This window comes from Streptomyces sp. L-9-10 (assembly GCF_004151105.1).
Taxonomy (GTDB): domain Bacteria; phylum Actinomycetota; class Actinomycetes; order Streptomycetales; family Streptomycetaceae; genus Streptomyces.
Genome location: NZ_PHRF01000064.1, coordinates 204,618 through 218,688, shown reverse-complemented (window position 1 = coordinate 218,688; position 14,071 = coordinate 204,618). Strand labels below are relative to the sequence as shown.

The following is a 14,071-nucleotide window of genomic DNA, read 5'->3' as shown; positions in this document are numbered from 1 at the left end:
ACCATCTTCGAAGGAGCGATCAGCATATGAGCACCCCCTTTCCGTTCACCGCCGTGGTGGGAATGGACGATCTGCGGCTCGCCCTGTTGCTCAACGCGGTGAGCCCCGCCGTGGGCGGTGTGCTCGTGCGGGGTGAGAAGGGCACCGCCAAGTCCACGGCCGTACGCGCCCTTTCGGCGCTGCTGCCGGAGGTGCCGGTCGTCGCGGGATGCCGGTTCAGCTGCGATCCCGCCGCGCCCGATCCGCGGTGCCCCGACGGGCCGCACGAGACGGCTCCCGGCGCGTCCAGGCCCGCCCGGATGGTCGAGCTGCCCGTGGGCGCCTCGGAGGACCGGCTCGTGGGCGCGCTGGACATCGAACGGGCGCTGTCCGAGGGCGTGAAGGCTTTCGAGCCCGGTCTGCTCGCCGACGCGCACCGCGGGGTGCTCTACGTCGACGAGGTCAACCTCCTCCATGACCACCTGGTCGACCTGCTGCTGGACGCCGCCGCCATGGGCGCCTCGTACGTCGAGCGCGAGGGCGTCTCCGTACGGCACGCGGCGCGTTTCCTGCTCGTCGGGACGATGAACCCCGAGGAGGGCGAGCTGCGGCCGCAGTTGCTCGACCGTTTCGGGCTGACCGTGGAGGTCGCGGCCTCGCGCGAGCCGGAGCAGCGGGTGGAGGTCGTACGGCGGCGGCTGGCGTTCGACGACGATCCGGCCGGGTTCGCGGCGCGCTGGGCCGAGGAGGAGACCGCGCTGCGGGACCGGATCGTCGCCGCGCGGGCGCTGCTGTCCGAGGTGCGTCTCGGCGACGCCGCGCTGCTCCGGATAGCCGCGACCTGCGCCGCGTTCGAGGTGGACGGGATGCGGGCCGACATCGTGATGGCGCGGACCGCGACGGCGCTGGCCGCGTGGGCGGGGCGTACGGACGTGCTCGCCGAGGACGTACGGCAGGCCGCGCTGCTGGCGCTGCCGCACCGGCGGCGCCGTAACCCCTTCGACGCGCCGGGGCTCGACGAGGACAAGCTCGACGACACGCTGGACGAGTTCGAGGGAGAGGACGGCGACGGCGGGGACGACGACCCGGGTCCTGACGGGCCCGGCGGTGGCGGTGGCATCCCGCCGCGGTCCGGTCCTGAGGGGTCCGGAGCCCCCGGCACGCCGCACGAGTCCGGGTCCGGGCAGGACGACACGCCCGTCGAGCACGACCCGGAGGCGCGGGACGACACGCCCGCGGAGGCGGAGCCCCAGGGGCGGACGGGTCCCGCCGGGGCCGGTGAGCAGTCCGCGGTACGGGCCGCCGAACCGTTCCGTACGAAGACGCTGAGCGTGCCGGGTCTGGGCGAGGGCGCGGCCGGCCGGCGCTCCCGGGCCCGTACCGAACACGGCAGGACGACCGGGTCCCGGCAGCCCAGGGGCGCGCTCACCAAGCTGCATCTGGCGGCGACCGTACAGGCGGCGGCCCCGCACCAGCGGGCGCGCGGGCGCAGCGGTCCGGGCCTGGTGGTGCGCAGGGACGATCTGCGGCAGGCGACCCGGGAGGGGCGCGAGGGGAATCTCGTGCTGTTCGTGGTCGACGCGTCGGGCTCGATGGCGGCCAGGCGGCGGATGAGCGCGGTGAAGGGCGCGGTGCTCTCCCTGCTGCTGGACGCGTACCAGCGGCGCGACAAGGTCGGTCTGATCACCTTCCGGGGCAAGGAGGCGGCGGTCGCGCTGCCGCCCACCTCGTCGGTGGACGCGGCGGCGGCCCGGCTGGAGTCGCTGCCGACGGGCGGGCGTACACCGCTCGCCGCCGGGCTGCTCAAGGCGCATGACGTGCTGCGGGTGGAGCGGATGCGGGACCCGGCGCGGCGTCCGCTGCTGCTCGTGGTGACGGACGGCCGGGCGACCGGCGCGCGGACGGCGGACGGCGCTGATCCGGTGGCGCTGGCGGCGCGTGCGGCGCGGCTGCACGCCTCGGAGGGGACCGCCTCGGTGGTCGTGGACTGCGAGTCGGGTCCGGTACGGCTCGGTCTGGCCGCGTCGCTCGCCGCGGATCTGGAGGGTACGGCCATCACGCTCGACGAGCTGCGCGCGGACAGCATCGCGGGCCTGGTCAGGGACGTACAGCGGGATGTACGGCAGGCGCAGGCACACAACGGACGACCCAGGAGGGCCGCTTAATGCCACAGGGACAGCCGGAATCCGTACCGGACGACGGGCTCACCACCCGTCAGCGCCGCAACCGCCCACTCGTCCTCGTCCACACCGGCACCGGCAAGGGCAAGTCGACGGCGGCCTTCGGGCTCGCGCTGCGCGCCTGGACGCAGGGGTGGCCGGTCGGGGTGTTCCAGTTCGTGAAGTCCGCGAAGTGGAAGGTCGGCGAGGAGCGGGCGCTGAAGGTGCTGGGGGCGAGCGGCGAGGGCGGTCCTGTCGCCTGGCACAAGATGGGCGAGGGCTGGTCCTGGGTGCAGCGCGACGCGCAGTACTCCAACGAGGAGGCGGCGCGCGAGGGCTGGGAGCAGGTCAAGCGCGATCTGGAGGCCGAGACGCACAAGCTGTACGTGCTGGACGAGTTCGCCTATCCGCTGCACTGGGGGTGGGTGGACACCGACGAGGTGATCGAGGTGCTGCGCGAACGCCCCGGCACCCAGCATGTGGTGATCACCGGGCGCAACGCCCCCGGGAAGCTGATGGACTTCGCGGATCTCGTGACGGAGATGACGAAGGTCAAGCATCCGATGGACGCGGGCCAGAAGGGCCAGAGAGGTATCGAGTGGTGAACGTCCCATGGTGAACGTCCCGCGCCTGGTCATCGCCGCCCCCTCCTCGGGGAGCGGCAAGACCACGGTCGCGACGGGGCTGATGGCGGCCTTCTCGGAACGCGGTCTGGCCGTGTCCCCGCACAAGGTCGGGCCCGACTACATCGATCCGGGGTATCACGCGCTGGCCGTCTCCCCTGCGGCGGCGGGCGCCTCGGGACCGGCCGGCGCCCCGGGGGCTGCCGCCCGTGTCCGGCCGGGCCGCAATCTCGACGCGTACATGTGCGGTCCCGGTCTGATCGGGCCGCTGTTCGCGCATGGCGCGGCGGGCTGCGACCTGGCGGTCGTCGAGGGCGTGATGGGGCTCTACGACGGCGCGTCGGGCCAGGGCGAACTGGCCTCCACCGCCCAGGTGTCGAAGCTGCTGCGCGCGCCGGTGGTCCTGGTGGTGGACGCCTCGTCGCAGTCGCGTTCGGTGGCGGCGCTGGTGCACGGCTTCGCCTCCTGGGATCCGGAGGTACGGATCGGCGGGGTGATCCTCAACAAGGTCGCCACCGACCGGCACGAACGGCTGCTGCGCGAGGCGCTGGACGAGTCGGGCGTACCGGTCATGGGGGTGCTGCGGCGCGCCGACGGGGTCACCGCGCCCTCGCGCCATCTGGGTCTGGTGCCGGTCGCCGAGCGGCGCGCGGAGGCGGTCGGGTCGATGCGGGAGCTGGCCGCGCGGGTGCGGGCGGGGTGCGATCTGGAGGCGCTGCTGGCGCTCGCGCGCAGTGCGCCGGCGCTCGATGTGACGCCGTGGGAGCCGGCGGTCGAGCCGGTCGCCCCCGTGGCGGGCGCGGGCCGGCCGGTGATCGCGGTGGCCGGCGGGTCCGCCTTCACCTTCTCGTACGCGGAGCACACCGAGCTGCTGGCGGCGGCGGGCGCGGACGTCGTCCCGTTCGATCCGCTGCGGGACGAGGAACTCCCGGCGGGCACCAGGGGTCTGGTGATCGGCGGCGGGTTCCCCGAGGTGTACGCGCCGGAGCTGTCGGCCAATGAGCCGCTGCGCAAGGCCGTGGCGGAGCTGGCGTACTCCGGCGCTCCGGTGGCCGCCGAGTGCGCCGGGCTGCTGTATCTGGCGCGCTCCCTGGACGGGGCGCCGATGTGCGGGGTGCTGGCCGCCGACGCGCGGATGTCGGGACGGCTGACGCTGGGCTACCGGGAGGCGGTGGCGGTCGGCGACAGCGCGCTGGCGCGGGCCGGTACGCGTGTACGCGGGCATGAGTTCCACCGGACGTTGCTGGAGCCGGGCGCCGGTGCGGCTCCGGCGTGGGGCGTGGTGCATCCCGAGCGCAGGGTGGAGGGGTTCGTACAGGGGGGCGTGCACGCGAGCTATCTGCATACGCACTGGGCGGCGGCGCCGGAGCTGGCGCGGCGGTTCGTGGAGAGATGTACGGCGTGACGGAGGGGCCGGCGGGGCACGCGCGCCCCGGGTGCCCCGTGTGCCCCGTGTGCCCCGGGTCAGTCGGCGACGCCGACCACCACCCAGATGAAGCCCACGCCGAGGACCGTGCAGAGCAGCGTGGAGCGCGCGGGGTGGTCGTGGTGCGCCTCGGGCAGGATCTCGGCGGCGGCGAGATAGAGCAGGACGCCCGCGAAGAAGCCGAGGTAGCTGCCGAGCGCTTCTGCCGGGAGGGTGAACAGCAGGGTGGACGCGGCGCCGACTACCGGCGCGATCGCGTCCGCGACGAGCATCGTGATCGCTCGGCGCCGGTCGTTCCCGTACAGGCTGGTGATCGTGTACGTGTTGAAGCCGTCGGCGAAGTCATGGGCGATGACGGCGAGGGCGACGGCGGTGCCCATGCCGCCGCCGACCTGGAAGGCCGCGCCGAGCGCGATGCCGTCCATCAGGCTGTGGCCCACCATGGCCGCCGCTGCGGTCAGCCCCACCTGGGGCACCCGCTCCCCGGCAGGGGGGCCGGAGCCGTGCGGGTCGCCGCCGTGGGACGCGCGGCGGACGGCGAGCAAACGTTCCACCAGATGGGCTACGAGAAAGCCGCCCACGAACAGCAGCAGCGCCTGGGGCACCCCGAGGATCTCGCCGCTCGCGGCGTGCATCGCCTCGGGCAGCAGATCCAGTCCGACCACGCCGAGCATGAGCCCCCCGGCCAGGCCCAGTACGAGATGGCGGCGGTCGGTGACGCGCTGCGCCGTCCACCCGCCGAACAGCGTCATGAGGAACGCGCCGAGCGCGACGAACACCGCCATGGGCCCTTGCATAGCGGATCGGACCGGCACTTCGCACATCCGGAGCGCGCGCCGGGACAGCGGGGGCAGGGGCCGGAATGTCCGGGGCGGGAGCCGGAGCGCGCCCCAGAGCCGGAGCCGGGGTGCGCGCCGGAGCCGGCGCTTGTCGTGGGGGTCGGCGCGCGCTCCGGCGTGTCCGTGGCGGAGGTGCTCGGGCTGATCGGGACCACGCTGCGGGACGCCGGACTCTCGCCACGCGCCCTCGTCGAGCTGGCCACGGCCGAGAGCAGGACCGGCGAGGCGGGGATCGCCGGGGCCGCGGCGCGGCTCGGCGTCCCGCTGAGGGGGTACCCGGCCGCGCTGCTGGCCGCGATCGCCGTACCGAATCCGTCCGGGGCTCCGCTGGCGGCGCTGGGGACGCCGTCCGTCGCCGAGGCGGCAGCGCTCGCGGGCGGGGGCGAACTGCTCGTACCGAAACGGAAGTCGGGCACCGGCGCCGGGCCCGCGTCGGTCACCTGTGCCGTGGCGGATAGAAGCCAGTCGGAGTGGAACCGGCCTGGGCGGAAATGATGTCGGTGTCGGCAGTAGGCGGACAGCCGGACAGGCAGAAGCAGACGCAGACAGACAGGCAAACAGGCAAACAGAGTGCAGCGGCCTCGCGGCAGAGCGCGGACCGTGTGGTGACGCCCCGGGGACACCGGTGGCGGGAGCAAGGGAAAGGAGCCCGGTGATCCGTGTCGTCCAGCCCATCGAGAACAGCCGGGGAGTGACGTCCCCGCAGCGGGGATCGCGGTCGCTTCCCCGGCTGTCGTTTCCCCGGCCGTCGTCGGCCCCGTCGCAGACGCCGGACGCCATATCCGGCGACGACCCCCGTGACTGCCGTGTCTACGCGCGCTGACAGCCACGATCTGCGCCACCACGGCGACGCGGAAGTACGGGACGGCGCCGCCGGGCTGATCGATCTCGCGGTCAATGTCCGTACGGGCACTCCCCCGGAGTGGCTGCGCGCGCGCATCGCCGACTCGCTGACCGGGCTCGCCGCCTACCCGGACGGGCGGGCGGCCCGCGCGGCGGTCGCGGCGCGGCACGGACTGCCGGTCGAGCGGACGCTGCTGACGGCGGGGGCGGCGGAGGCGTTCGTGCTGCTGGCCCGCGCGCTCCCGGCCCGTCGGCCCGTGGTCGTCCATCCGCAGTTCACCGAACCGGAGGCGGCGCTGCGGGACGCGGGCCATGAGGTGCGGCGGGTGCTGCTGCGCCCGGAGGACGGGTTCCGGCTGGATCCGGAGGCCGTGCCCGACGAGGCGGATCTGGTGGTGCTCGGGAATCCGACCAACCCGACGTCCGTGCTCCACCCGGCCGAGGCGATAGCGAAGCTGGCCCGTCCCGGCCGGACGCTGGTGGTGGACGAGGCGTTCATGGACGCGGTGCCGGGCGAGCCGGAGGGGCTGGCCGGGCGAATGGACGTGCCGGGGCTCGTCGTGCTGCGCAGCCTCACCAAGACCTGGGGCCTGGCGGGGCTGCGGATCGGCTATGTCCTGGCCGAGCCGGGCACCGTCACGGCGCTGGAGCGCGCGCAGCCGCTGTGGCCGGTCTCGACGCCCGCGCTGGCGGCGGCGGAGGCGTGCATGTCCCCCGCCGCGCTGGCGGAGGCGGAGCAGGCGGCGTGCCGGATCGCGGTGGAGCGCGCGCATCTGCTGGCCGGGCTCGCGGAGTTCGATGAGGTGCGGACGGTGGAGGCGGCGGAAGGCCCGTTCGTGCTGATACGGGTGAAGCGCGCGGACGCGGTGCGGGCCAGGCTCCGCACGCTGGGCTTCGCCGCCCGGCGCGGCGACACCTTCCCGGGGCTCGACCGCGACTGGCTGCGGCTCGCGGTCCGCGACCGGGCCACGACGAACCGTTTCCTCCAGGCCCTGGACCAGGCGCTGACGGCGGTCGGCTGACGCGGACGGCGACGGAGTACCCGGAGCGGGAACGCTGGCTGTGCGAGGCGTACGAGACGGTGGGCGCGCTCCAGAACGAGTCCGGGCTCGCCGAACCGGTGGATCCGGCGTGCCGGAGTTATCACAACCGGCCGTTCCAGGTGCTGCACGCCGAACGGTTCGCGCGGGCGCTGTCGGCGACGGTCACGGATCCGGAGCTACGGGGACGGCCGCTGACGGGCAGCGTGGACCAGTGGGCGGACAGCACCGGCCTTCTGAACCTCACGGGACCGGTGCGGGCCGCCACCCGGGCCTCGGACAGCGCCCGAGCACCGGCCCGCCTGCCGATGGCCCCAAGGGGCCGGAAGCACTCCCGGACGAAGGCCCGAAGGCCCGGGGGGCCGGAAGCGCCTCCCGCTCCCGGCCCCCCGGGCCGCCCCCGGGCCCCGCCCTGACATGACGTCAGCGGGCAGGAGCGGGTCAGCGCCGGCGCGCGGCCCTCGCCAGCAGCAGCGCTCCGCCGCCCGCCCCGAGCAGCGCCACCGCGCCGCCCGCCAGGTACGGCGTCATGGAGTTGCCGCCCGTCTCCGCGAGGTTCTCCTCGGCCGGCTCCGCCACGGTCTGCGGCTTCGTGTCGGCCTTCGCGGGCGCGGACTCCTCCGGTTCCGGCGTCGTCGTGGCCGCGGGTGCCTTCGGCGACTCGCAGGTGGCGCCGGCGAGCGTGACGGTGCCCTCGACCTCGGCGACATTCAGCTTGAGCGGGTTGATCGACACCCGCAGTTCCAGCGCGCTGGCCGCGGCCGTACGGGACGTGGTGTGCGTCTTGGACAGATCGAGTGTCACCTCGCCCACGCCCGGGACCTCGACGCGGGTGGGACCGCCCGCGGAGAGCGTGACCCGCTTGCCGAGCACGGTCACCTGGCCGAGCAGCTCCGACTCCGCGACCGGCCGCTTCCCGGCCGCGCAGACCGCCTTGGAGGTGACCTCCTGGATCTCGATGAGCGAGAGCAGCGGCAGTCCGGGCACATGCACCTTCGCGTGGGCGAGGTTGCTGTATCCCTCCGCCTTGCGCGCGTCGGCGGTCGCCCTCGCGGTGGCCACGTCGGCGCGCAGCACGGTGAAGGCCCTGCCCTGGTCGACCCCGTCCAGCTGGACGCTCAGCGTCGTCTTGTCCGCGCTCGCGGGCGCCGACACCTCGTTCAGGGCGGCCCGCAGAGGCACGTTGAGGGTCTTGTTGAGCAGGGACACGTCGAGACCTGCCCTGAGCACGACCGCGGTCGCCCGTCCGTCGTCCGTGCCCTCGGTGGCCCGCGCCGGAGCGGCGAGGAGCAGGGGCCCCGCCGTCAGGGCGGCGGCGGCCGTCAGGGCGGCGGCGCGGCGTGCGGGCATGCGGAAGGTGTTGCTGTTCAAGATGTGGAACCCCCACAAGAGATTTGGTGTCGCCGGCCCGCCCAACGGGGACACGGGGCGGTGGCGACCGAGACACCGGAATCTTTACGCACGGAGAGTGAACCGGCAGACACCTGGGGTGAGTTCACTCCAAAGTGGGGTTTCCGGGTTCATATTCGATTCTTGTGGCACATGCGTTCCTCGGGCCCCAAGGATGACGGCGCGTCAGGGTGCCGGAGTGGTAGGCCCGTCGCACCGACCGGGACGGGTGAGGGAGTTCAACGACCCCGAACGTCCCACGTCACGCCCCACGTCAACCGGGCGCCGCCCGGCCCTGGTCGGCCGTCCCCCCGGCCGTCTCCGCGCCGCGCCGCGCCGGGTCAGGTCAGGTCAGGTCAGGTCAGGTCAGCCGACGATCCGCCCGTTCAGGACGATCCGCCGCGGCGCCGCCAGGACCCGTACGTCCGCGCGCGGGTCCTCGCCGTACACCACGAGATCCCCCGGAGCGCCCTCCTCCAGGGACGGGCGGCCCAGCCACTCGCGCGCACCCCATGTGGTCGCCGAGAGCGCCTCCAGCGGCGGGATCCCGGCCTTCGTCAGCTCCTCGACCTCGCCCGCCACCAGACCGTGGGCCAGACCGCCGCCCGCGTCCGTGCCGACGAAGACCGGGACGCCCGCGTCGTACGCCGCGCGCACGGTGTCGTAGCGGCGCTCGTACAGCCGGTTCATATGCGCCGACCAGCGCGGGAACTTGTCCTGTCCGCCCGCCGCGAGCCGCGGGAACGTGGCGATGTTGACCAGCGTCGGTACGATCGCGACGCCACGCTCCGCGAAGAGCGGGATGGTGTTCTCGGTGAGCCCCGTCGCGTGCTCGACGCAGTCGATGCCCGCCTCGACGAGATCGCGGAGGGCGGCCTCGGCGAAGCAGTGCGCGGTGACCCTGGCCCCGAGCCGGTGCGCCTCCGCGATGGCCTCCTCGACCTCGGCGCGCGGCCAGCAGGCCGTCAGATCGCCCGCGTCGCGGTCGATCCAGTCACCGACGAGCTTCACCCAGCCGTCGCCGCGGCGTGCCTCCCCGGCCACATACGCGACCAGGTCCTCCGGCTCGATCTCGTGGGCGTAGTTGCGGATGTAGCGGCGAGTCCGGGCGATATGGCGGCCGGCCCGGATGATCTTCGGCAGATCCTCCCGGTCATCGATCCAGTGGGTGTCCACGGGCGATCCGGCGTCCCTGAGCAGCAGGGCTCCCGCCTCGCGCTCGTCGAGCGCCTGCTTCTCGCTGGTCGCCTCGTCGACCGCGCCGTGATGGTCGAGGCCGACATGGCAGTGGGCGTCGACCAGTCCGGGCAGCGCCCAGCCCTCGACCGTGCGGACATCGCGGGCGCCGGCCGGCCGGTCGTACGTGATCCGGCCGTCCACGACCCACAGTTCGTCCCTGGCCTCCTCGGGGCCGACGAGCACCCGCCCCTTCACCCGCAGCACCGTGTGATCACTCATGAGCAGCACTGTACGAGGGCGTGAGTACCCTCGACCGGGGGGTTCGCACAACGGTACGGCCCCGGGCCCGTACCCCCGTGTCCGACGCCACGGACCGGCCCACCCGACGGAACGGACCGAACCCCCGAACCGGACCGAACCGCCCGACCCACCGCCCGCCCGACCGAAGAGAGCACCGCCGTGACACACCCGCTGCTGGACCTGCCTCCGCTGACCGCCGCGCACTTCGCCGCCATCGAACGCCGCGTGGCCTCGCTCCTCGCCACCGAGAACGATGTCGTGATCATGCAGGGCGAGGCCCTGCTGCCGCTGGAGGGCTGCATCCGCGGCGGCGCGGGCCCCGGTTCCACCGCGCTCAACGTCGTGACGGGACCGTACGGGCAGACCTTCGGGAACTGGCTGCGCGACTGCGGGGCGGTGGTCGTGGACCTGGAGGTGCCGTTCCACACGGCCGTGACCGCGGAGGCGATCGAACGGGCGCTGGCCGCGCGTCCCGAGATCGACTTCGTCTCGCTGGTGCACGCGGAGGCCGCGACCGGCAACACCAACCCGGTCGCGGGGATCGGCGAGGTGGTACGGGCCCATGGCGCGCTGTTCATGCTGGACGCCGTGGCGTCGGTGGCCGCAGAACCGCTGCTCACCGACGCCTGGGGAGTGGATCTGTGCGTGATCGGCGCGCAGAAGGCGATGGGCGGTCCCGCCGGGGTGTCGGCGGTGTCCGTGAGCGAGCGTGCCTGGGAGCGGTTCGCCGCCAATCCCCGGGCCCCGCGCCGCTCGTACCTCTCGCTCCTCGACTGGAAGGAGCGCTGGATCGACGGCGACCGCCGGGCGCTGCCGCACGCCCCTGCCCAGCTGGAGATGCTGGCGCTGGAGGCGTGCGTGGAGCGCATCGAGGCGGCCGGCCAGGAGACGGTCATGGCCCGGCACGCCTCGGCGGCCGCGGCCACCCGCGCGGGCGCGCTGGCGCTGGGCGGCGGGCTGACGCCGTTCGTCCACGAGGCCGCCGAGGCCGCTCCGGTGGCCACGACCCTCAGGACCCCGGCCGGGGTGGACGCCGCGGGCGTGGTGGCGAAGGCACTGGCCGCCGATCCGGCGCTGCCGCTGATCGCGGGCGGCGGGGCGCTCGCCGCGGAGCTGATCCGCGTCAACCACTACGGCGCCGACGCGACCCCGGCCGCGGTGCGGTCCTCGCTGCTGGCGCTGGGCGCGGCGCTCGACGGCTCCGGCGGGACGGTGGACACGGAAGCGGCGGTGCGGGCGGCCGACGAGGCGTGGACGCGCCGGGCCACCGCCTAGACAGCACACCCGCCCCAGGGCGCGCTTCAGGGCGGTGCCGTCGCCGGTCCCCGGTATGCGGCTTCCCGGATCATATGTGGCCGCGGTATCCATAAATTGAAGAGAGCATTAATTATCGAATACGGGAAGACGCTTTATTCCGTGCAGCTTCCCGTATTCGTCTGCCCCCATTTTTCTGCCCTAAACGCCAAGATTTCATCAGGGCCCCCGGCATGATTCCGAGCGGCCTCCCGAGCGTTACGGATATGTGACCGACTCCACAAATCCGCCCGTTTCGCCCCACCATACTGTTACATTTTACCCCGATTCTTGGTCAGCGCACCTGGTGCCACATGCACGCGCGATAACACAGCCCGGCGGCTCACCCAACCCCTGTCCAAGATGCATCTTTTGAATTTGCTGGGTAAATTCAATCCGTATGACCGCCGCACAAGCAGACCTTGCAGGCGCCCGAAGCGAATTCCCCCGATCCTTCACGACCGACGCCCCACGAGTGGAGGACGGAGCCGCGATCTGGCGCATCGCCCGCGACTCCGAGGTCCTGGACCTCAACTCCTCGTACAGCTACTTGCTCTGGTGTCGTGACTTCGCCGCCACCTCTCTCGTAGCCCGTGACGAGGGAGGATCCCCGATCGCCTTCGTCACGGGGTACGTACGGCCGGAGCGCCCCGAGGCGCTGGTCGTCTGGCAGGTGGCCGTCGACGCGAGCCACCGCGGACGCGGCCTCGCCGGCACCCTGCTCGACGAGCTGACCGCCCGGGTCACCGAGGAGCGGGGCATCACGGCCGTCGAGACGACCGTGACCCCGGACAACACCGCCTCGGACCGGCTGTTCACCGCGTACGCCGCACGTCACGGCGCGACGCTCAAGCGCGAGGTCCTCTTCGACGGCGGACTGTTCCCCGACGGGGTGCATCAGCCGGAGGTGCTCTACCGCATCGGCCCGCTCTCGCCCTGAGCAGGCCCGCGCGGGAGCCCGCCGAGGGCTCCGGCGCCGCCACGCCCGGGTACGCCCGCGCCGCGCCGCACGTGACACACGTGCCTCACGTACGTGCCATGCCGCGCCGAAACGCACGGAAGCGTGCTGAGCCGCGTCACGTCGCGTACGGCGCGCATACCGCGCACGAGCGTCCAAGCCCCGAGCCCGAGCACCCTCCCGCTCTCGTCCCTCCACCCGCACACCCCCATCGGCAGGAGACCCCCGTGACCATCACCCCGCCCGCACTGAGCGTTTTCGAGACCCTCGAATCCGAGGTACGCAGCTACTGCCGCGGCTGGCCCGCCGTGTTCGACCGCGCGCAGGGCGCCCGCCTCACCGACGAGGACGGTCATGGCTACCTCGACTTCTTCGCCGGCGCCGGCTCACTCAACTACGGCCACAACAACCCGGTGCTGAAACGCGCGCTGATCGACTACATCGAGCGTGACGGCATCACCCACGGTCTCGACATGGCGACGACCGCGAAACGCGCCTTCCTGGAGTCCTTCCAGAACGTGGTGCTCCGGCCGCGTGATCTGCCGTACAAGGTCATGTTCCCGGGGCCCACCGGCACGAACGCCGTCGAGGCCGCCCTCAAGCTCGCCCGCAAGGTGAAGGGCCGCGAGTCGATCGTCTCCTTCACCAACGCCTTCCACGGCATGTCGCTGGGCTCGCTCGCCGTGACCGGCAACGCGTTCAAGCGCGCCGGGGCCGGTATCCCGCTGGTGCACGGCACCCCGATGCCGTTCGACCACTACCTGGACGGCCAGACCCCCGACTTCCTCTGGTTCGAGCGGCTGCTGGAGGACCAGGGCTCCGGGCTGAACAAGCCCGCCGCCGTCATCGTCGAGACCATCCAGGGCGAGGGCGGCATCAATGTCGCCAGGCCCGAGTGGCTGCGGGCGCTGGCCGATCTCTGCCACCGCCAGGACATGCTGCTGATCGTCGACGACATCCAGATGGGCTGTGGCCGTACCGGCGCCTTCTTCTCGTTCGAGGAGGCGGGCATCACACCGGACATCGTCACGCTTTCGAAGTCCATCAGCGGGTACGGGCTTCCCATGTCGCTGTGCCTGTTCACCCCGGAGCTGGACGTCTGGGAGCCCGGCGAGCACAACGGCACCTTCCGGGGCAACAACCCGGCGTTCGTCACCGCCGCCGCCGCGCTGAACACGTACTGGGCCGACGGTCAGATGGAGAAGCAGACCATCGCCCGCGGTGAGCAGGTGGAGCGGGCGCTGCTGGCGATCCGCGCCGAGAGCAGCGGCGACGTACCCGACGTCCGGGGCCGCGGTCTGGTCTGGGGCATGGAGTTCGAGGACAAGGGCCGCGCGTCCGCCGTGTGCGCCCGCGCCTTCGAGCTGGGGCTGCTGCTGGAGACCTCGGGCCCGCAGAGCGAGGTGGTCAAGCTGCTGCCGCCGCTGACCATCACCGCGGAGGAGCTGGACGAGGGGCTGCGCACGGTGGAACGCGCCGTACGCGAAACCGCCTGACCCGCGCGGCGCCGCCGCGGCCGGCACCCGCCGTCCGACACTCGGCGTACGACCGACACGTGACATGCAGTGTGCCGGGGGCACTCGGTACACCACACAAGAAAGCGCACATAGAGCGACCGCAGAAAAGAAAGGCGTCAAGGCACCGTGATCGTCCGATCGTTCAAGGACATCGAGAACACCGACCGCCATGTGAAGTCGGCCTCGGGGACCTGGGAGAGCAAGCGCATCGTGCTCGCCAAGGAGAAGGTCGGCTTCTCCCTCCACGAGACCGTCCTGTACGCGGGTACGGAGACGTCGATGTGGTACGCCAACCACATCGAGGCCGTGCTGTGCGTCGAGGGCGAGGCCGAGCTCACCAACGACGAGACCGGTGAGACCCACTGGATCGCCCCCGGCACCATGTATCTGCTGAACGGCCATGAGCACCACACGCTCCGTCCGAAGACCGACTTCCGCTGCGTCTGTGTCTTCAATCCACCGGTGACCGGGCGGGAGGACCATGACGAGAACGGTGTCTACCCGCTGCTGACAGAGGAGGGCTGAC

At 72.7% G+C, this 14,071-nt stretch carries 11 protein-coding genes and 2 pseudogenes; 10 read left to right on the top strand and 3 right to left on the bottom strand.

Annotated elements, in window-relative coordinates:
* The first annotated feature begins 26 nt into the window (after window positions 1-26).
* The 3 genes from CU044_RS17725 to CU044_RS17715 are packed head-to-tail and all read left to right on the top strand — an operon-like array spanning window position 27 to window position 4,166.
* A complete protein-coding gene (locus CU044_RS17725) occupies window positions 27-2,144 on the top strand; it encodes a putative cobaltochelatase (RefSeq protein WP_129769673.1) in 2,118 nt (705 codons plus the stop codon).
* A complete protein-coding gene (cobO, locus tag CU044_RS17720; protein ID WP_129769672.1) occupies window positions 2,144-2,743 on the top strand; it encodes a cob(I)yrinic acid a,c-diamide adenosyltransferase in 600 nt (199 codons plus the stop codon). The genes CU044_RS17725 and cobO overlap by 1 nt, the downstream gene beginning before the upstream one ends.
* A gap of 7 nt (window positions 2,744-2,750) precedes the next feature.
* On the top strand, window positions 2,751-4,166 hold the full coding sequence (locus tag CU044_RS17715) for a cobyrinate a,c-diamide synthase (protein ID WP_129769671.1): 1,416 nt from the start codon (window positions 2,751-2,753) through the stop codon (window positions 4,164-4,166).
* 59 nt (window positions 4,167-4,225) lie between these two features.
* On the opposite strand, the gene CU044_RS17710 is transcribed toward CU044_RS17715, so the two are convergent.
* Window positions 4,226-4,972, bottom strand: a complete 747-nt coding sequence (locus CU044_RS17710) for a ZIP family metal transporter (protein WP_129769670.1) — start codon at window positions 4,970-4,972, stop codon at window positions 4,226-4,228.
* 147 nt (window positions 4,973-5,119) lie between these two features.
* Here CU044_RS17710 and CU044_RS39560 point away from each other — a divergent pair.
* From CU044_RS39560 to CU044_RS39555, 3 genes and pseudogenes are all read left to right on the top strand, one after another.
* Window positions 5,120-5,476: pseudogene (locus tag CU044_RS39560) on the top strand (cobalamin biosynthesis protein); the annotation flags it as partial.
* 347 nt (window positions 5,477-5,823) lie between these two features.
* Complete coding sequence (cobC, locus tag CU044_RS17700; RefSeq protein ID WP_129769668.1) at window positions 5,824-6,891, top strand: Rv2231c family pyridoxal phosphate-dependent protein CobC; 1,068 nt, start codon at window positions 5,824-5,826, stop codon at window positions 6,889-6,891.
* Window positions 6,892-6,899: 8 nt separating this feature from the next.
* A pseudogene (locus tag CU044_RS39555) lies at window positions 6,900-7,148 on the top strand (hypothetical protein); the annotation flags it as partial.
* A 202-nt stretch (window positions 7,149-7,350) separates the two neighbouring features.
* On the opposite strand, the gene CU044_RS17690 reads toward CU044_RS39555, so the two are convergent.
* Both CU044_RS17690 and CU044_RS17685 read right to left on the bottom strand, forming a co-directional pair.
* Complete coding sequence (locus CU044_RS17690) at window positions 7,351-8,280, bottom strand: SCO1860 family LAETG-anchored protein (protein WP_129769667.1); 930 nt, start codon at window positions 8,278-8,280, stop codon at window positions 7,351-7,353.
* Window positions 8,281-8,664: 384 nt separating this feature from the next.
* On the bottom strand, window positions 8,665-9,756 hold the full coding sequence (locus CU044_RS17685; protein WP_129769666.1) for an amidohydrolase family protein: 1,092 nt from the start codon (window positions 9,754-9,756) through the stop codon (window positions 8,665-8,667).
* A 180-nt stretch (window positions 9,757-9,936) separates the two neighbouring features.
* On the opposite strand from CU044_RS17685, the gene CU044_RS17680 reads away from it, so the two are divergent.
* The 4 genes from CU044_RS17680 to CU044_RS17665 all read left to right on the top strand — a co-directional run bounded on the left by CU044_RS17680 (window position 9,937) and on the right by CU044_RS17665 (window position 14,070).
* Complete coding sequence (locus tag CU044_RS17680) at window positions 9,937-11,052, top strand: aminotransferase class V-fold PLP-dependent enzyme (protein ID WP_129769665.1); 1,116 nt, start codon at window positions 9,937-9,939, stop codon at window positions 11,050-11,052.
* Between the two features lie 418 nt (window positions 11,053-11,470).
* Entirely contained in the window at window positions 11,471-12,010 is a 540-nt protein-coding gene (gene ectA, locus CU044_RS17675) for a diaminobutyrate acetyltransferase (protein WP_129769664.1), read from the top strand.
* A gap of 245 nt (window positions 12,011-12,255) precedes the next feature.
* Complete coding sequence (ectB, locus tag CU044_RS17670) at window positions 12,256-13,524, top strand: diaminobutyrate--2-oxoglutarate transaminase (protein WP_129769663.1); 1,269 nt, start codon at window positions 12,256-12,258, stop codon at window positions 13,522-13,524.
* A 147-nt stretch (window positions 13,525-13,671) separates the two neighbouring features.
* Window positions 13,672-14,070 (top strand): ectoine synthase, encoded by a 399-nt coding sequence (locus tag CU044_RS17665; RefSeq protein ID WP_129769662.1) that lies wholly within the window; start codon window positions 13,672-13,674, stop codon window positions 14,068-14,070.
* The last annotated feature ends 1 nt before the right edge of the window (window position 14,071 follow it).

What these genes read in the sequence shown, in the direction of transcription:
- CU044_RS17725 (WP_129769673.1), top strand. Translation starts at nt 27, where the DNA reads ATGAGCACCCCCTTTCCGTTCACCGCCGTGGTGGGAATGGACGATCTG.
- ectA (WP_129769664.1), top strand. Translation starts at nt 11,471, where the DNA reads ATGACCGCCGCACAAGCAGACCTTGCAGGCGCCCGAAGCGAATTCCCC.
- CU044_RS17715 (WP_129769671.1), top strand. Translation starts at nt 2,751, where the DNA reads ATGGTGAACGTCCCGCGCCTGGTCATCGCCGCCCCCTCCTCGGGGAGC.
- CU044_RS17685 (WP_129769666.1), bottom strand. Translation starts at nt 9,756, where the DNA reads ATGAGTGATCACACGGTGCTGCGGGTGAAGGGGCGGGTGCTCGTCGGC.
- CU044_RS17710 (WP_129769670.1), bottom strand. Translation starts at nt 4,972, where the DNA reads ATGGCGGTGTTCGTCGCGCTCGGCGCGTTCCTCATGACGCTGTTCGGC.
- cobO (WP_129769672.1), top strand. Translation starts at nt 2,144, where the DNA reads ATGCCACAGGGACAGCCGGAATCCGTACCGGACGACGGGCTCACCACC.